The sequence below is a fragment of the Spirillospora sp. NPDC048823 genome (assembly GCF_043198445.1).
GTDB lineage: Bacteria > Actinomycetota > Actinomycetes > Streptosporangiales > Streptosporangiaceae > Spirillospora.
Window position 1 is genome coordinate 293,528 of record NZ_JBICUT010000003.1, and the last position, 17,355, is coordinate 310,882.

The 17,355-nt window shown below is 72.2% G+C and carries 17 protein-coding genes; 8 read left to right on the plus strand and 9 right to left on the minus strand.

Annotated features, from left to right (window positions below; genetic code table 11):
- Positions 1–58 precede the first annotated feature (58 nt).
- Positions 59–1,471 carry a 30S ribosomal protein S12 methylthiotransferase RimO gene (gene rimO / locus ACGFK0_RS08895; RefSeq protein ID WP_392902011.1) on the plus strand — a complete coding sequence of 471 codons (1,413 nt, stop codon included), beginning with the start codon at positions 59–61 and terminating at the stop codon, positions 1,469–1,471.
- Complete coding sequence (locus tag ACGFK0_RS08900; RefSeq protein ID WP_392902013.1) at positions 1,468–2,058, plus strand: CDP-alcohol phosphatidyltransferase family protein; 591 nt, start codon at positions 1,468–1,470, stop codon at positions 2,056–2,058. The genes rimO and ACGFK0_RS08900 overlap by 4 nt, the downstream gene beginning before the upstream one ends.
- Positions 2,059–2,174: 116 nt before the next feature.
- Here the strand turns inward: ACGFK0_RS08900 and ACGFK0_RS08905 are convergent, their stop codons facing one another.
- The gene (locus ACGFK0_RS08905) at positions 2,175–2,957 is read right to left on the minus strand and encodes an MOSC domain-containing protein (protein ID WP_392902015.1); all 783 of its coding nucleotides are present in this window, start codon (positions 2,955–2,957) and stop codon (positions 2,175–2,177) included.
- Between the two features lie 716 nt (positions 2,958–3,673).
- Between ACGFK0_RS08905 and ACGFK0_RS08910 the strand changes: the two genes are divergently transcribed.
- The 4 genes from ACGFK0_RS08910 (at position 3,674) to ACGFK0_RS08925 (ending at position 6,714) form a co-directional block, all read left to right on the plus strand.
- Positions 3,674–4,969, plus strand: coding sequence for a CinA family nicotinamide mononucleotide deamidase-related protein (locus ACGFK0_RS08910; RefSeq protein WP_392902017.1), 1,296 nt, complete (start codon positions 3,674–3,676; stop codon positions 4,967–4,969).
- A 111-nt stretch (positions 4,970–5,080) separates the two neighbouring features.
- Positions 5,081–5,434 (plus strand): helix-turn-helix transcriptional regulator, encoded by a 354-nt coding sequence (locus ACGFK0_RS08915; protein ID WP_358450696.1) that lies wholly within the window; start codon positions 5,081–5,083, stop codon positions 5,432–5,434.
- Positions 5,435–5,562: 128 nt separating this feature from the next.
- Positions 5,563–6,030 carry a Dps family protein gene (locus ACGFK0_RS08920; RefSeq protein ID WP_392902019.1) on the plus strand — a complete coding sequence of 156 codons (468 nt, stop codon included), beginning with the start codon at positions 5,563–5,565 and terminating at the stop codon, positions 6,028–6,030.
- Between the two features lie 174 nt (positions 6,031–6,204).
- Positions 6,205–6,714, plus strand: coding sequence for a hypothetical protein (locus tag ACGFK0_RS08925; RefSeq protein WP_392902021.1), 510 nt, complete (start codon positions 6,205–6,207; stop codon positions 6,712–6,714).
- On the opposite strand, the gene ACGFK0_RS08930 is transcribed toward ACGFK0_RS08925, so the two are convergent.
- The 6 genes from ACGFK0_RS08930 to ACGFK0_RS08955 form a co-directional block, all read right to left on the minus strand.
- Entirely contained in the window at positions 6,715–7,509 is a 795-nt protein-coding gene (locus tag ACGFK0_RS08930) for a DNA-formamidopyrimidine glycosylase family protein (RefSeq protein WP_392902023.1), read from the minus strand. It abuts the gene before it with no gap.
- 3 nt (positions 7,510–7,512) lie between these two features.
- Positions 7,513–7,977, minus strand: coding sequence for an RrF2 family transcriptional regulator (locus tag ACGFK0_RS08935; RefSeq protein ID WP_392902025.1), 465 nt, complete (start codon positions 7,975–7,977; stop codon positions 7,513–7,515).
- 102 nt (positions 7,978–8,079) lie between these two features.
- Positions 8,080–9,537, minus strand: coding sequence for a glycoside hydrolase family 3 protein (locus ACGFK0_RS08940; RefSeq protein WP_392902028.1), 1,458 nt, complete (start codon positions 9,535–9,537; stop codon positions 8,080–8,082).
- Positions 9,534–10,373, minus strand: a complete 840-nt coding sequence (locus ACGFK0_RS08945; protein ID WP_392902030.1) for a carbohydrate ABC transporter permease — start codon at positions 10,371–10,373, stop codon at positions 9,534–9,536. The genes ACGFK0_RS08940 and ACGFK0_RS08945 overlap by 4 nt, the downstream gene beginning before the upstream one ends.
- 50 nt (positions 10,374–10,423) lie before the next feature.
- Positions 10,424–11,395, minus strand: coding sequence for a carbohydrate ABC transporter permease (locus ACGFK0_RS08950; RefSeq protein WP_392902032.1), 972 nt, complete (start codon positions 11,393–11,395; stop codon positions 10,424–10,426).
- A 37-nt stretch (positions 11,396–11,432) separates the two neighbouring features.
- On the minus strand, positions 11,433–12,698 hold the full coding sequence (locus tag ACGFK0_RS08955) for an extracellular solute-binding protein (protein WP_392902034.1): 1,266 nt from the start codon (positions 12,696–12,698) through the stop codon (positions 11,433–11,435).
- A 254-nt stretch (positions 12,699–12,952) separates the two neighbouring features.
- Here ACGFK0_RS08955 and ACGFK0_RS08960 point away from each other — a divergent pair, with 254 nt between their 5' ends.
- Positions 12,953–14,179, plus strand: coding sequence for an ROK family protein (locus ACGFK0_RS08960; RefSeq protein WP_392902036.1), 1,227 nt, complete (start codon positions 12,953–12,955; stop codon positions 14,177–14,179).
- Positions 14,180–14,284: 105 nt separating this feature from the next.
- Here the strand turns inward: ACGFK0_RS08960 and ACGFK0_RS08965 are convergent, their stop codons facing one another.
- Complete coding sequence (locus tag ACGFK0_RS08965) at positions 14,285–14,419, minus strand: hypothetical protein (protein WP_392902038.1); 135 nt, start codon at positions 14,417–14,419, stop codon at positions 14,285–14,287.
- 232 nt (positions 14,420–14,651) lie between these two features.
- Here ACGFK0_RS08965 and secA2 point away from each other — a divergent pair, with 232 nt between their 5' ends.
- Entirely contained in the window at positions 14,652–17,003 is a 2,352-nt protein-coding gene (secA2, locus tag ACGFK0_RS08970) for an accessory Sec system translocase SecA2 (RefSeq protein WP_392902040.1), read from the plus strand.
- A 62-nt stretch (positions 17,004–17,065) separates the two neighbouring features.
- Here secA2 and ACGFK0_RS08975 read toward each other — a convergent pair whose 3' ends face one another.
- Complete coding sequence (locus ACGFK0_RS08975; RefSeq protein ID WP_392902043.1) at positions 17,066–17,233, minus strand: hypothetical protein; 168 nt, start codon at positions 17,231–17,233, stop codon at positions 17,066–17,068.
- Positions 17,234–17,355 lie beyond the last annotated feature (122 nt).

The following is a 17,355-nucleotide window of genomic DNA, read 5'->3' on the forward strand; positions in this document are numbered from 1 at the left end:
ACGGCCCGAACCGAGGCCGCTGGTCGGATCGGGCGGGTGCGCCCATTACCGTAGGGTCATGTCGACTCGCCGCAAGGTCTCACTCATCACGCTCGGCTGCGCCCGCAACGAGGTCGATTCCGAGGAGCTCGCCGCGCGCATGGAGGACGCGGGCTGGGATCTGGCCGACGGCGCGGACGGCGCCGACGTGGTGGTCGTCAACACCTGCGGGTTCATCGAGGCGGCGAAGAAGGACTCGATCGACACGCTGCTGGCCGCGCACGACTCGGGGGCCAAGGTGGTCGCGGCGGGCTGCATGGCCGAGCGGTACGGCAAGGAACTGGCCGAGGCCCTGCCGGAGGCCGACGCGGTGATCGGCTTCGACGACTACGCCGGTATCGGCGAGCGGCTCGACGACGTGCTGGCGGGACGCAGGCATGACGCGCACACACCGCGTGACCGGCGGACCCTTCTGCCGATCAGCCCGGTGGAGCGTTCGTCCTCGCACGCGGCGATCCCCGGGCACGGGGCACCGGACGAGCTACCGGACGGTGTGGCGCCGGCGTCCGGGCCGCGGGTGCTGCGGCGGCGGCTCGGCGGCGGGCCGGTGGCGCCGCTGAAGCTGGCGTCCGGCTGCGACCGGCGCTGCACGTTCTGCGCGATTCCCGCGTTCCGCGGCGCGTACGTGTCGCGGCCGCCCGCGGAGGTGCTGGAGGAGGCCCGCTGGCTCGCCGGGCACGGCGTCCGCGAACTGGTGCTGGTCAGCGAGAACTCCACGTCGTACGGCAAGGACCTCGGCGACCTCCGGGCGCTGGAGAGGCTCCTCCCGGACCTCGCCGCGGTGGACGGCATCGAACGCGTCCGGGTCAGCTACCTGCAGCCCGCCGAGACGCGGCCGGGGCTCATCGAGGCGATCTGCGGCACGCCCGGCGTCGCCCCGTACTTCGACATGTCGTTCCAGCACGCGAGCGGTCCGGTGCTGCGTTCGATGCGGCGGTTCGGCGACCGGGAGCGGTTTCTGGGGCTGCTCGACCAGATCCGCGGCCTCGCCCCGGAGGCGGGGGTGCGCTCGAACTTCATCGTCGGGTTCCCCGGCGAGTCCGAGGACGACTTCGAGGAGCTGGCGGAGTTCCTGTCGGCGGCGCGGCTGGACGCGATCGGCGTGTTCGGCTACTCCGACGAGGACGGCACCGAGGCCGCGGACCTGGACGGCAAACTCGACCCGGTGGAGGTCGCCCGCCGGGTGGAGGAACTGTCGACCCTCGCCGAGGAACTGACGGCGCAGCGCGCCGAGGACCGCATCGGCTCGGAGGTGCACGTGCTGCTGGAGGACAAGACCGAGGACGGCGACATCGAGGGCCGCGCCGCGCACCAGGCGCCGGAGGTGGACGGGACGGTCGTGGTCCGCGGCGGGGGCCTGGCCCTCGGTGAGGTCGTCGCGGCCCGCGTCACCGGCAGCGACGGCGTGGACCTGATCGCGGACGTGGCATGATCGCCGGCACCCCGGATCCGGTCGCGGGCTCGCACGACCCGCCGCCGGCCGGTGTCTGGAACATCGCCAACGCGCTGACGCTCGTCCGGATCGCGCTGGTCCCCGTGTTCGTGTGGCTGCTGTTCCTGGACGGCACCGGCTGGCGCCTGGCCGCGTTCGGCGTCTTCGCCGTCGCGTCCATCACCGACAAGATCGACGGTGACATCGCGCGGGCGCGGGGCATCGTCACCGACTTCGGCAAGATCGCGGACCCGATCGCCGACAAGGCGCTCACCGGGGCGGCGCTGGTCAGCCTGTCGATCATGGGGGAGCTGTGGTGGTGGGTGACCGCCGCCATCATGATCCGCGAGGTCGGCATCACGGTGATGCGGTTCGTGCTGATCCGCCGGAGCGTGATACCGGCGAGCAAGGGCGGCAAGCTCAAGACGATGCTGCAGGTCATCGCCATCGGCTTCTACATCCTGCCCGGCCCGCTGGACTACCTGCGCTGGATCACGATGGGCGCGGCCCTGGTCGTCACGGTCGTCACCGGCGTGGACTACGTCGTCCAGGCGTGGAAGATGCGCCGCGCGTCCGAGGCGTCCTGAGGGGGCCGCTCACAGCCCGAGAAGCTCCGGCGTCTCGGCGAGCGCCCGCCACCGGCGTGCAGGCATGCCCACCGGGCGTGGTCGCCGTACTATCCGGCCGGCCATTCGTGCGACCTCTAGGTGACCGCCACCTCGTCGTCCACGCGGAGGACGCCCGGCGTGCGGGGGATGCCGAGGCGGCCGAACATGATCTCGCGGACGCCGTTGAACCGCTCGGTGCGATATCCGGCGAGGGCGCGCAGGGGCGCCGGGGCTCGGCGGGCGGTGTCCTGGTCGGTGTTGATGATCACGCAGCGGCCGCACGGCTTGACGAACTCGATTTCGGCGCCGCCGCGCAGCCGGGTGACGGCGTCCTCCCCGTAAGGCCCGAGGCCCCGCAGGACGATGTTGGGGCGGAACCGGGTCATCGGGAGACCGGCGCCCATCCGCCGGTTCAGGTCGTCCAGCGACTCGGCGGACAGCACCGAGATCGGGTAACCGTCGGCGAACGCCAGCGTCCCCCCGCCGAGGACCGAGGGACGCGTCCCGGTGAAACGGACCAGGCGGCAGGTGAGCCCGAGGGCGTCGGAGAACCAGCCGGCCGCCTCGTCGCCCTGGTCGATGCCCCGGCAGGGACGCCGGTGCACGGTCACGTCGCGCGCGGGGCCGTCCACCGCCTCCCAGACCAGCGGCGTGCCGGCGAGCGGCGTGTGGACGGTGACCTTCACGCCGTCGTAGGAGGGACGGAGCAGGGCGAGCTCCGGGACCTCCCGCTGCGACAGGTGCCGTCCGTCCGGGCGGACGAGCATGAACTCCCGGTCGTGGCGCAGCCCGTTCGGCGTCACCTCGGCCTCGGCGAGCGCGACACCGCCCGCGCTCTTGATCGGGAAGACGTTCAGCTCTGCGACAACGGCGTTCATGCGACGGACGCTACGGACCCGCCGCGCGGCTGACCAGGGAAACCGGCGATACTTGACGCCGATTCGTCAGTTTGCAGCCGAGAACGGTCATCACCGCACAGGATTCACGAATCCGAGCGCGGGAGCGGTCACGGCGACGGCAGGGCCGGTACGGCCGTTCGGGGGGCCGGCGTTCCTGCGCCCGGCGGCGGTGCCACGGCGGCCGGCGGGCGGGGCCGACGTGCCAGGAGGTGGGCTGCGGGACCACGCCCACCCCGGTCGTGGTCCCGCAGCCCCGTTCGCGGGCGCCGCGCTCGGCAATTATCCCCCGCGAATGCGCGGACCGGCGAATCGGGCGAATGAGTTTTGACTCACAACGTGACCTGCACTTCCGTGAATTGGTGGACCGGGCGTCGGTAACGCCTGGTGACGATGCGCGCCCGGGTGGCGTTCCAAGGCGCGCGCAGTGGCGGGGGACGGCCCCATCACAGGACACAAAGTGCGGCCGTCGCCTCCCGGGCGAGTGAACGGGGAATACCCGGCGAAGTCGGTTTGGACCGGTTCGATCGGGCGACATAGCGTCCGTCCTCATTCGGACGTTTTTCCCGTCAACCGGCGGGCGTCCGGGTCCGTCGCCGGGCGCGGGGCGCCGGGACGCCGCCGGTAGATTCGGAGGGCCGAACCCGGGCCGTGCTCCCCGGGGGGCATGCGGTGCGAACAGCCGGGATGGGGACGCGATGCGGGTCGAACTGCTCACCGTCGGGGACGAACTGCTCCTCGGCGACACGGTCAACGGGAACGCGGCATGGCTGGGGCGCAGGCTCGCCGACCACGGTGTCGACGTCACCCGCAGCGTCGTCGTGGGCGACGACCTCGACGTGATCATCGAGGCGGTGCGGTCCGCGCTCGGCCGGGCCGGCGCGGTCATCACCACCGGCGGCCTCGGCCCCACCTCCGACGACCTCACGAGGGACGCGCTCGCCAAGGCGGCGGGCGTCGCGCTCGTCCGGGACCCGGCGCTCGAACGGCGGCTGCGCGAGCGGGTCGCCAGGGCGGGCCGCGAACTGCAGCCCATGGCGCTGCGCATGGCGGACGTCCCCGAGGGCGCGCGGACGCTCGTCAACTCAGCGGGCTCGGCGCCCGGCCTGCGCGTCGAGCTGCCGGGCGGGATGGTCTACGCCCTGCCCGGCGTCCCGTTCGAGATGCGCACGATCATGGACGAGGTCGTGCTGCCGGAACTGACCGGGCTCGCCGGGCTGCCCGCCGTCGCGCGCCGCACCCTGCGCACCGCCCGCATCTGGGAGTCGGTCGTCGCCACCCGGCTCGCCGAGGTCGAGGCGATGGACGGGGTCAGGCTCGCCTACCTGCCCGACCCGGCCGAGGTGAAGATCCGGATCACCGTGGCCGGACCGGACGCCGCGGGGCGGCTGGAGGGCGTCGAGGCGCACGTGCGGAGTCTGCTGGGCCCGGCCGTGTACGGCGTCGAGGAGGACACGCTCGACCGTGTCGTCCACCGGCTGCTCGCCGGGCGTTCGGAGACCGTCGCGACGGCGGAGTCGCTGACCGGCGGGCTCATCGGCGCGGAGCTCACCGCCATGCCGGGATCGTCCGCCACGTTCGCGGGCGGCATGGTGACGTACGCGACCGACGTGAAGCGGCAGGTGCTGGGCGTCCCGGCGGAGCTGCTGGCCGAGCACGGGGCCGTCCACCCGGACGTGGCCGCCGCGATGGCCGCCGGCGTGCGGGACGCGCTCGGTGCGACGTACGGGCTCGCCGTGACGGGTGTGGCCGGTCCCGACTCCCAGGACGGCCGGCCGGTGGGAACGGTCTATATCGGTGTGGCCGGACCCGGAAATATGCGCACTGTGGTCAGTCCGAAACTCCCCGTACCGGGGGCCGGGCCGGAGATCCGTGCGGTGATCCGGCGGATGACCGTCGTGCACGCCCTTGACCTGCTGAGACGTCTTTTGCTGGGGCTTGACGTCGAGGGCGGGAGCGAGGAGGCTCGGGCAGATCGGGAAGATCGAGGCTGATTACAGCGTTACGTTCCCAGCGAACACGAAATCAACGGTCTGCCATGCTCACCGTCAAGCCGGGTACGGTGGAACCGGCAGATGGTCCGAACTGAGGGAGGGAGCGAGACGATGGTCCTGCTTCGCCAGCTGCTCGGTGACGTACTGCGGCAGCTGCGGCTGCGCCAGGGACGCACCCTCCGTGAGGTGTCCGCGGCGGCGCGGGTGTCACTCGGCTATTTGTCCGAGGTCGAACGGGGGCAGAAAGAGGCGTCTTCGGAGCTGCTGTCCTCGATCTGCAAAGCCCTGGGCGTTCCGCTGTCGCACGTCCTCAGGGAAGTAGCGGATCAGCTGGCCCTCGCCGAGCTGCAGCACGAGCCCGTCATGGCGGGTGCACCCGAGCACGAGCGCATTTCCACCGAGAGCATTCCGGAGACTCCGGAAGAGATCACCGGCGAACTCCGCGCCGACATGGTCGCGGCCTGAACCGTTCTTGGTGTGTTCATGCCCGAGCGGGGCCGCGGGTGTGCGCGGCCTCACGCATGAACGCGGCATTTGCGGGGAGGCTCCCGGGTTGTAACGGACAACCGTAACGACGCGGAAGGAGCCCGGACATGGCGGCGGTCAAGAGCCCGCTTTCGGATTCGGCCCTGAAGGTCGCGGGGGACGCCCTCCAGGGTTCCCTCATCGACCTCATCGATCTTTCTCTGGTCGCCAAGCAGGCGCACTGGAACCTTCACGGACGCAACTTCAAGGTCGTCCACGAGCACCTGGACGAGGTCGTCGCCCTCGCGCGCAGCGGGCAGGACGACGTCGCCGAGCGTGCCGTGGCGGTCGGCTACAACCCCGACGGCCGTGTCCGCACGGTGGCCGACCGGACCACGATCCCGCAGCTGGAGGCCGGTTACCTCGACGACGACAAGGTCGTCGCCGCGGTCACCGACATCCTGGCGCAGATCATCGCGCGGTTCCGCGAGCGCATCGCGGCGACCGACGAGCCGGATCAGGTCACGCAGGACCTGCTCATCGGCATCACCGCCGAGCTGGAGAAACAGCACTGGATGTTCCAGGCGCAGCGTTAACCGCGGCGCCCTCGGCGTCGCGCCCCGGAAGGCCCTCCTTCGGCGGGCACTGCGTGCGATCGCCGCATCGCTCCGGCTCGCCTTGCGGCTCGCTGCGCGCCCGCGACCGTTGAGGTCGTCGGGCGGTTGCGGCGGTTGGCTGGTGTCCTGCCCGGAATGCTGTGATCATGGGGTATGGACGTTCTGCCGAAGGGGGCCTTGCCGTTCGGCGCCGCTCTGCTCGCCCTGGCCGCCTGCGGCTCCGGCGGCCTCGGTGCGGGACGGCCGTGCACGGCGATCGGCTCGCCGGCCGGCCTGAGCGTTTCCGTCAAGGCCCCCGACGCCTCGCGCGTGACGTCCGCGTCCGTGCGCGTGTGCTGGGACGGGACCTGCCGGGAGCCCCGGATCGAACTCCGGCCGTCCTCGACGACCGTCCCGATGGGCTGCGACGGCGACGAGCCCGACGGCACCTGCGGAGCCTCCGCGTCGCCCGACGGAGGCAGCACGGGGTTCGCCCGGGTGGAGGGCCTGCCGAAGAGTCCCGTCCAGGTCACGCTCACGCTCCGCGACGCCCGGGACCGGACGCTCGTCGACCGCCGCGTCGACGTCACCCCGAAGGCGACGTTCCCGAACGGCGAGCACTGCGGTGAGGGCGGCCCCCAAGCCGCGCTGACCGTCGCGGGCGGCACGGTGACCGTCCGCTGATCACGAATCGGCGGCGGGCTGGCAGCGGGGGCACCAGAACGTGACGCGCTCGCCGGCCTGGGACCGCTGGCCGGCGCGCTCGATCCGGGTCCCGCAACGCCGGCAGGGACGCCCGGCCCGTCCGTACACCCAGTGCTCGCGGCCGCGCCCCAGGTCGCCCGTGGTGATGTGGCCGTGCCGTTCCTTGTTGGCGTCCAGGAGCCGGTGAGCGAGTTCCACCAGGGCCCGCAGGCCGGCGACGTCCCGGACCGGGGTCCACGGGCTGACGCCCCTCAGGAAGAGGATCTCGGCCTTGTAGACGTTGCCGATCCCGGCGAGACGCGTCTGGTCGAGCAGAGCCTCGCCGATCGCCCGTTCAGGCCGCTCGCCCAGCCGCTCGGCGGCCTCGGCGGCCATTCCGGCGTCCCACGACGCGTCGAGCAGATCCGGTCCGAGATGACCGACGGCCTTGTCCTCCTCCGCGGTGCGCAGCAGCTCGACGAGGCCGAGGGAGTAGCCGACCGCCTGGCACTGCGCGTTCGCCAGCACGAGCCGCACCCGGTGGTCGCGCGGGGCCGGCCCGGCGCGGCGGATCTGCCAGCGCCCCTCCATCAGCAGGTGCGTGTGGACGGTCAGCCCGCCTTCGACGCGGATGAGGAGATGCTTGCCCCGCGACACCGCGTCCAGGACCGTCCGCCCCCGGAGATCGGCGGTCGCGAGCCGGGGGACGCGGAAGTCCGAGCGCGTCACCGTCCGCCCGGCGAGCGCCTCGCGCAGGCGCCGGGCCGTCAGCCACACGACATCGCCCTCGGGCATGGCTCAGATCAGGGAGGGGCTTTCCCAGGCCGACGGGTCCTCGGTCAGCTTGCGGACGGGCTCGGGCAGCTCCCCGGCGGCGATGTGCGCGAGCTTGACCTTCTCCAGGATGGCGCGCTCGCTGGCGCGCAGCGCGATCCACACCTCCTGCAGGGAACGCGCGGGCCCCTCGTAGCCGACGTGTTCGGGACGCTCGCCCCGGACGCCGAGCAGCGGACCGTCGATGGCGCGGATGATGTCGGCGAGGGAGATCTGATCGGCCGGCCGCGCCAGCCAGTAGCCGCCCTCGGGCCCGCGCTGGCTCCGGATGATGCCGGACCGGCGCAGCTGGCCGAGGATGTTCTCAAGGAATTTGGGTGGTATGCCCTGCGCCTCGGCGAGTTGGACCGCGGTCACCGGGTGGCTCCCGGCGACCGCCAGCTCGGCGGAGGCGCGCAACGCGTAGTCGACCCGGGCGGACAATCGCATGCGAGCATTATCCCTTGCCGATAGGACCGGTCGGGTTTCCGGGGAACGCGGCGTGCCTGCCGGGACCGGGCTCCTTGCCCGGCGGCACGCCGCGAGCTCGTGCTAGCAGAGCCCCAGGAGTTCGGCGGCGGCCTGGGCGTTGGCGGCGGCGGCGCCGTAGGTGGCCAGGTAGACGGCCGATCCGGGGCGCCACACGGGCAGGCCCATCTCCACGACGACGGTGTCGGGGCGGGCCGTCAGCAGAGCGGTGGTGAGGGCCCGCTGGCCCGCGTGCCGGTGCGCGTCTCGGAGGACGATGACCAGGCCGCGGCCCGCTGCGCGCTTCAGGACGCGGTCCGCCGTTCCGTCCGCTCCGTCGGCCTGGACGGCGTCGGGTGCCCAGGGGCCGAGGCCCCACGGGGTCGGCCCGACCGCGATGTTCCCGGTCGCCTCCGTCTCGACGATCAGCGGCGCTCCGTCCCAGCCGGGCAGCGAGCCCGACACGCGGACGGCGCGGCGGGCGGCCTCCAGCCCGGCGGCCCGGTCGACGACGGCGGGGGAGTACCCGGCGAGCCACTCCTTGAGGCGGGCGGTCCGTTCGGCGGCGTCCCGCAGCCGGTCCGGCGACAGCCGGCCGGTGCGCACGGCCGCGCCGATGGCGGCCAGGGTCGCCCGGACGGTCTCGGCGTGCTCGTTGGGGCCGAGGCACAGCAGGTCGGCGCCCGCGATGAGCGCCCGCACGGACGCCTCGGGGATGCCGATCGCGCCGCTCGCGCCCTCCATGTCGAGGGCGTCGGTGACGATCACGCCCTGGTAGCCGAGCCGTTCCCGCAGCAGCCCGGTGATCGCGTCGGGGGACAGTGTGGCGGGTGTCCCGCGGGTGATCGAGGGCAGGTTCAGATGCCCGGTCATCACCGCGCGGGTGCCGGCCTCGATCGCCGCCCGGAACGGCACCAGCTCGCGGCGTTCCAGCAGGTCCAGGTCGGCGTCGACGAGCGGGACGGACAGGTGGGAGTCGTCCACGGTCGCGCCGTGGCCGGGGAAGTGCTTCGCGCAGGCCGCGACGCCCGCCTCCTGCGTGCCGGCGACGGACGCGGCCGCGTGCCGGGCGACCAGGGCCGGGTCCGAGCCGAAGGAGCGGGTGCCGATCACCGGGTTGTCGTCGGCGGTGTTCACGTCGACCGACGGCGCGAAGTTGAAGTTGACGCCGACCCCGGCGAGCTCCGCGCCCATCGACCGGTAGATCCGCCGGGTCAGCTCGGGGTCGTCCACGGCGCCGAGCGCGGCGTTGCCCGGGTAGGGGCTGCCGGCCCGGTGGCCGCCGAGGCGGGTGACGTCGCCGCCCTCCTCGTCGATCGTCACGAACGGGTCGCCCGCCTTGCGCAGCCGCGCGGTGAGCGCGGCGAGGGACTCCGGGCTCGGCACGTTGCCGATGAGGGCGAACAGCGTGACGCCGGCGAGGCCGGCCTCCAGCTCGTCCAGCAGCCAGCGCGGGGCGGTCGCACCCGGGAACGACGGGAGCAGCGTGCCGCGTGCCAGGCGGGCGATCTCCGCCGTGGTCGCGATGTCGTCGGCCGTCACCCCTTCACCGCCCCGGCGGTGAGGCCGGACACCATGCGGCGCTGGACGAGCAGGAAGAAGGCGATGACGGGAATGGTGAGCAGCGTGGACGCTGCCATGATGGGCCCCCAGGCGTTGCCGCTGCGGCCGAAGAAGAACTGCAGCATGATCGGCAGGGTGTACTTGTCCTGGTCTTCCAGGAACGTGTAGGCGAAGATGAACTCGTTCCATGCGGTGATGAAGGAGAAGATGCTGGTCGCGACCAGTCCGGGCGCGACGAGCGGGAGCATGACCGTGAAGAACGTCCGGATCGGCCCGGCCCCGTCGATGGCGGCGGCCTCCTCCAGTTCGCGCGGCACCGCGGCGACGAACCCGCGCAGCATCCAGATCGCGAACGGCACGGCGAACCCGATGTAGACGAGCGTGAGGCCGAACAGGCTGTTGAGCAGGTCGAGCGTCTTCAGGTCCAGGAACAGCGGGATGACCAGCGCCTCCAGCGGCACCATCTGCACCACCAGCAGCATGATCAGGAAGGTGGTGCGGAACCGGAAGCGGAACCGCGCCACGGCGGTCGCGGCCAGCAGCGCGAGCAGCCCCGACGCCACGACCGTCGCGATGGCCAGGAACGCGCTGTTGCGGAAGTACTCCCAGAAGGAGACCTCGGCGATGCCGCCGTTCAGCACCAGGTCGAAGTGGTCCAGCGTCGGGTGGACGGGCAGCGGCTTCGGCGTGGTGCTGAAGATCTCGGTGTTGGGCTTGAACGCGGTCGAGATCATCCAGAAGACGGGGAAGACCGCGAGGAGGAAGACGAGCAGCCCGGTCCCGTTCAGCAGGGCCTTGCGAGCGGTGCGTTTCATTGTGGGGGGACGACCCCCCACACCCCCCGGTCGCTTCGCGAATGCGGGTCTCACTTCGTCTCCCCCTGACGGACCATGACCCGCACGTACAGGGCGGTGACGACGAGCAGGATCATCGTGAGCACCAGCGCGACCGCCGAGCCCATGCCGAGCTTCGGATTCAGCGAGCCGAACGCCTCGGAGTAGCCGTACAGCGACAGGTTGAACGCGTCGCGGTTGGCCATTCCGGCCATGATGAACAGCTGCGTGAAGACCTTGAAGTCCCAGATGATCGACATGACGATCAGCACGAGGAAGATCGGCTTGAGCATCGGGTAGGTGATGCTCCAGAACGTCCGCCACGGGCCGGACCCGTCCACCCGGGCCGCCTCGTACAACTCGCCCGGGACGCTCTTCAGCCCGGCCAGGACCGACACGGCCACGAACGGGCACGCCTGCCAGACGACGCACACGGTGAGGACGGTGTAGGTGGACAGCGGCCTGGCGAACCAGTTGTAGTCGGTCCAGCCGCTTCCGACGAGGGCGTCGGGCAGCAGGTCCAGGGTCCAGTTGACCAGGCCGCCGGTCGAGCCGAACAGCCAGGTGAAGATGATCGCGGCGGTGACGGGCGGGGTCGCCCAGGCGATCATCACGCCGCCGGCGACGAAGGCCGACATCCGCTTGCCGAGCCTGTTGAGCAGCAGCCCCACCAGCGTCCCGATGACCAGGGTCAGCGTCACCGCGACGACGGCGAACAGCACGGTCTGCCTGAGGGTCTGCCAGAAGAACGGGTCGCTGAAGATCTTTTCGAAGTTCCCGGTCCCCACCGACTCGGCCGGCTCGCCGCGCAGCTGGCGGTTGCCGACCTTCTGGAACGACATGATCCCGATCTGGATCATCGGCCAGAACATCAGGACGGCGATCACGACCACGGTGGGCGCGATGAGCAGGTAGGGCCCGAGGCGGGGCCTGCGGCGGGGGCGCGCCCGGCCGGAGGGTCTCCGGCCGGGCGTCCCGCGCACCGCGGGAGCGGTGTCGAGCATGGACGTTCCGATCAGCTGATGTGGCGAGGTGGGCGGGCTACGGGTTGAGCAGGGTATTGGCCTGCTCGTTCGCCTTCTTCATCTCACCGGCGGCGGGCTCGCCCTGCATGATCGACTTGACCGCGTTCGGCAGCACCTTCTTGGCCTGCTCGAACTCGCCCCAGCCGGCGGTGAGCGGCGGGAACTTGGTGTTGGCGGCGATGTCGGTGAAGACCGCCAGCTTCGGGTCGGAGAACTTCACGTCCGAGCGCATGGACGAGAAGCCGCTGTAGTCGGCCCACGCCTTGGCGTTCTTGGCGTTGTTCAGGGTCGTGATGTAGTCGAAGGCCGCGGCCTTGGCCTCGCTGTCGGCCCAGACGCCGAGGTCGGAGCCGCCCGCCATGACGGGGGCGTTGCCGCCGTCCTTGGCCGGGATCGGGAAGACGCCCCACTTGTCCGCGTTCTTGTCGGAGATCTTCTTCATCTCCTTGAGCGCCCAGCTGCCGTCGAAGTACATGCCGAGCTTGCCGAGCGCGAAGTCGCGCTGCGGGCCCTCCAGCTCGTTCTTGCCGATGTACTTCTCGGGGGCGACCTTCTCCTTGGAGACGAGACCGGCGTAGTAGTTCACGGCCTCGACGGCCTGCGGCTGGTCGAGCGTGCCCTTCCACTTGCCGCCGTCCTGGACGGCCACGGAGCCGCCGCCGCCCCAGATGAAGCTGAGCAGCGCGTTGGTCTGGTCGCTCGGCACGCCGATGCCGGGGACGTCCTTGGCGTCCTGGATCTTCTTCGCCGCGGCGGTCAGCTCGGCCCAGTTCTTCGGCTGCTGGATGTTCAGCTCCTGGAACCAGTCGGTGCGGTACCAGACGCCCCGCACGCCGCCGTACCACGGCACCGCGTAGGTCTTGCCGTCCGCCTGGTCGTTGCCGAGCGCCGTCTTGTTGAGCGTCTTGCCGTCGGCCCAGCCGTTGAACTCGCCGGTGATGTCGGCCAGGTTGCCCTGCTCGATGTGGGACTGGACGTCGGTGTTGCCGATCTCGGTCACGTCGGGGCCCTCGCCGCCGGCGGCCGCCTTCTGGAACGTGGTGGCGACCTGCGGCCACGGCACGTACTTGATCTGGACGTCGGTGTTCGGGTGCTCGGCCTTGAAGTCGGCCTCGACGGCGTCGAGGAACTTGGTCTGCTCCGGGGTTCCTTCGCCCATCATCCAGACCTTGAGCTGCGCCGGGTCCTTGCCCGTACCGGCATCGCCGCCGTCCTCGCCGCCGCAGCCCGCGGCGGCCAGGGCGATCGCGGCCGCCGCGGCCGCAACCTTGATGTACTTCATTGGGGATCCTTTCCGGCTTCGCCTCGCGCGGCCTTGTGGCCTGCGGTGCGAGTGGACACGGCCCGGACCCTTTAGGGTCCCAGCCATGCCCCTCTCGCGTTCGCATCGCACGCGGGCGCCCTGCTCGCCAGTCGGCGCTCTGCGAGCGCCCCCAGCCCGGGGTATGGACCGGTCGGCGCCTGGGCGTAAACTAACAAGAAACTTTCCTAAACAAAACTGCTCGTTAGCGGATTGAGACATCGAGGGGTATCAGCATGGCCGCCAACCGTCCGGGAACGCCGAGGCTGCTGCGCGAGCTCAACGACCGCGCGGCGCTGGACCTGCTCGTCGACCAGGGCCCGCTGACCCGCGCGCAGATCGGCGAGCACACCGGGCTGTCCAAGGTCACCGCCTCCCAGTTGCTGTCCAGGCTTGAGGACCGGGGGCTCGTCGCCGTCGTCGGATCGCAGGCCGGGGGACGCGGGCCGAACGCCGCCCTGTACGCCGTCGTCCCGTCCAGCGCCTATGTCGCGGGCCTCGAAGTGGGGCCGGACGGCGTCACCGCCGGCGTCGCCGACATCACCGGCCACATCGCCGCCCAGGTCACCGTGGACCCGAACGGCGCCGACGAGCCGGTGAAGATGGTGCACAGCGCCGTCGCCAAGGCCTGCCGCTCGGCGAAGGTCGCGCTGTCGAAGCTGAGCGCCTTCGTCATCGGCACCCCCGGCGTGGTCGACCCGAAATCCGGCGACGTGCAGTTCTCCTTCGACCTCCCGGCCTGGCACGAGGGCGTCCTCGCCGCGCTGAAGACCGACCTGCGCCGCCCCGTCACGATCGAGAACGACGTCAACCTCGCCGCCATCGCCGAACGGGCCTACGGCGCCGCGCACACCGCCGACGACTTCGCCCTCATGTGGCTCGACCGAGGCATGGGCCTGTCGGTCATGCTGGGCGGCCGGCTGCACCGCGGCCGCTCCGGCGGCGCCGGCGAGATCGGGTACCTGCCGGTCCCCGGCGCGCCGCTGCCCCTCGGCGCGGCCCGGCGCGGCCCCGCCGACGAGGGCGTGACCGAGTCGACGACCTGGGGGATCCCGACGCTCGCCGGCGGCTACGGCGCCCTGGTCGGCGCGGACGGCGTCCGCGCCCTCGCCCACGAGCACGGCATCGCCGAGCCGACCGCGGTGGACTGCGTCCGCGCGGCCGCCGCCGACGAGGCCCGCGGCGGCGCCTTCCTGGACGCTCTCGCCGGCCGCATCTCCTACGGTGTGACCTCGGTCAACATCGTCCTGGACCCCGGGCTCGTCGTGCTGTCGGGAAGCCTCGGCCGGGCGGGCGGGCGTCCCCTCGCCACCCGCATCCAAGAGATCGTCGGGCGGATCAGCCCGACCCGTCCCGCCGTCGCGGTGACCGAGGTGGAGGGCAACCCCGTCCTGCGCGGCGCCCTGTACGCGGCGCTCGAACAGGCCCGCGACGACGTCTTCTCGGCCGCGGGCGCGTCCTGAACGGCGGCGCGTCCCGGACGGCGGCGCGGCTGAACGGCATGAGCGCCCCCGCCGATCCGGCGGGGGCGCTCACTGGAGCGTTCCTTGTCCCGTTCCAGCGGTCTCCTACTTGGCCGCAGCCGTGGCGACGACCTGCTCCTGATGGCGCCGCGGGTCGTTGAGCGCGCGGTCGATGACCGTCCGGCTGATGATCTGCCGCTTGCGCCGGAGCGCGGCGGCCTTGCGTGCCGTAGGCGTCATGGTGAACCCCGTTCCGCGATGGCGTTTTCCCCTCGCCACCGCAACCCCGTAATGCGTCCATGCTCTCGCGCGCGAGCGGCCGGGGGATCCCCCCGAGGAATGAAATCGAGCTCAGACCAAGTGCGGAGAACACCCCGGGACGACGTGGGGCTCCGCCCTGGGATCATGATGGGGAACGCACTCCAGTACGGCCCCGTTGGGGAAACCGTGAGCGATGAACGGAGGCTGCGCCATGGCGCTGCGTGACCGGCTGCGGCGGCTCGTCCAGAAGCCGGGCAGCGTCGACCTCGCGCCCTTCCGCGTCCTGGTGGACGAGGCGGGCGAGCGCGAGTCCCGCGTCCGGAAGCTGTCCGACGAGGAGCTGACCGCCGCCGCTTCCGGCCTCCGCGAGAAGGAGGACCTGGCCGGGCTGTGCGCCCTCGGCCGGGAGGCCGCCCGCCGGACCCTGGGGGAGCGGCCGTTCGACGTGCAGCTCATCGGCACGCTCGCCCTGCTGTCCGGGCACGTCGCGGAGATGGCCACCGGCGAGGGGAAGACCCTGTCGGGAGCACTCGCCGCCGCCGGTTACGCGCTGCGCGGCCGGCGGGTCCACGTGATGTCGGTCAACGACTACCTCGCGCGCCGCGACGCCGAGTGGATGGGCCCGCTGTACGAGCGGCTGGGCGTCACGGTCGGCTGGGTCGGGCAGTCGTCCACGCCTGACGAGCGGCGCGAGGCCTACCGCGCCGACGTGACGTACGCGCCGGTCAGCGAGGTCGGCTTCGACCTGCTGCGGGACCGGCTCGTCACCGGCGCCGGCGACGCCGTGCAGCCCGAGCCGGCCGTCGCGCTGGTCGACGAGGCCGACTCGGTGCTGGTCGACGAGGCGATGGTGCCGCTCGTCCTCGCGGGCGCCGCCGACCTCGACGCCGCCGACCCCCGGTACGCCGACCTCGTCCGCCGGCTCCGGCCCGGCCTGCACTACTCCACCGACGAGGAGGCCCGCAACGTCCAGCTCACCACGGCGGGCGCCCACGAGGTCGAACGCGTCCTGGGCCTCGACCTCTACGCGCCCGGGCAGCTGCGCACCCTCACCGCCGTGAACGTGGCCCTGCACGCCGAGGTCCTCCTGCACCGCGACGTGGACTACATCGTCCGCGACGGTGCGGTGAAGCTGATCAGCGAGTCGCGGGGCCGGGTCGCGCTGCTGCAGCGCTGGCCGGACGGGCTGCAGGCCGCGGTCGAGGCGAAGGAGGCCCTGGAGGCGTCCCCGAGCGGCGAGATCCTCGACTCGATCACCGTCCAGGAGCTGATCGGGCGCTACCCCGTCCGGTGCGGAATGACCGGCACGGCGATGGCCGTCGCGGCGCAGCTCACCGAGTTCTACTCGCTGCAGATCGCGGTCGTCCCGCCGAACACGCCGTGTGTCCGCGACGACGAGCCCGACCGCCTCTACGCGACCGCCGCCGACAAGGAGGTCGCGATCGTCGAGGAGATCGCCGCCGCGCACGCCGCCGGGCGCCCGGTGCTGATCGGCACCGGCGACGTCGCCGAGTCCGAGCGGCTCGCGCGCCGCCTGTCCCGCGCCGGCCTCGACCGGGTCGTCCTCAACGCCAAGAACGACGCCGAGGAGGCCGCGATCATCGCGGAGGCCGGGGCGTACGGCGCGATCACCGTCTCCACCCAGATGGCCGGCCGCGGCACCGACATCCGGCTCGGCGGCAGCCCCGCGCCGGGCGCCCCCGGCGACCCGTCCGCGCCCGGTACCGCCTCCGCCGAGGCCGCGGGCGGCGACCACGACCGCGTCGCGGACGCGGGCGGCCTCCTGGTCATCGGGACCGGCCGCTACCACAGCAGCCGCCTGGACGACCAGCTCCGCGGCCGCGCCGGGCGCCAGGGCGACCCCGGCGGCTCGGTGTTCTTCACCAGCCTCCAGGACGAGCTCGTCACCCGCTACGCGCCCGACGAGAAGTCGAAGGCGCCCTCCGACGACGACGGGCTCATCACCGACAAAGGCGCCCACTGGATCGTCGGGCACGCCCAGCGCGTCGCCGAGGGCGTCGACCTGGAACTGCACCGCAACACGTGGCGCTACAACCATCTGATCGGCCTGCAGCGCCGCGAGCTCCTCGCCGAGCGTGACGCCGTCCTGCACGGCGACGCCGCCGACCGGGCCATGGCCGCGGACGCCTCCGGACGGCATGCCGAACTCACCAAGATCGCGGGTGCGGACGCGGTGGCCGCCGCCGCGCGCCAGATCGTCCTGTACCAGCTCGACCGCTGCTGGGCCGAGCACCTCGCCTACCTCGCCGATCTGCGCGAAGGCATTCACCTGCGGTCCCTCGGCCGCGGCCTCGACCCGCTGGTCGAGTTCAACCGGGAGGCCGTCCCGGCGGGCAAGCGCCTCCTCGCCGACGCCAGGAAGCGCTCGATCGCCGCGTTCGAGGCGCTCACCGCGTCCGAGGACGGCATCGACCTCGACTCCGCCGGCCTCAAGCGTCCCTCGGCGACGTGGACGTACCTCGTCCACGACAACCCGTTCGGCTCCCTGGACGAGCGCGCCCTGCGCGGCCTGATCAACATGTTCAAGGGCCGCCGCCGCTGAACCACGTTCGCGTACGGGGTGCCGCCCTTATGGCGGCCCTCTGAAGGGCGCCATGCCGCAGGTCAACGAGGGGCGGGGAGGATCGTGTCGGCGATGGCGCGGGCCTTCGCGGCGGCGTCGCGGACGCCGCCGACGCTGAACGCGACCACCGCGCCCTCGTGGACGATGAGGAGCTGATCGGCCAGGACGCCGCTCGCGCCCCCGGTCAGGTCAGCGTAGAGGTTCCTCACCCATGCCTTCTGCTCGGCGGCGACCGCCCGCGCCGGCCTCAGGCGCCCCGGTCGAATGCACTCGCGCATGAACCCGGCGGCGTCTCGCTTCGCTCGCGGCGGACGTGCGCCGGGGCGCGCGG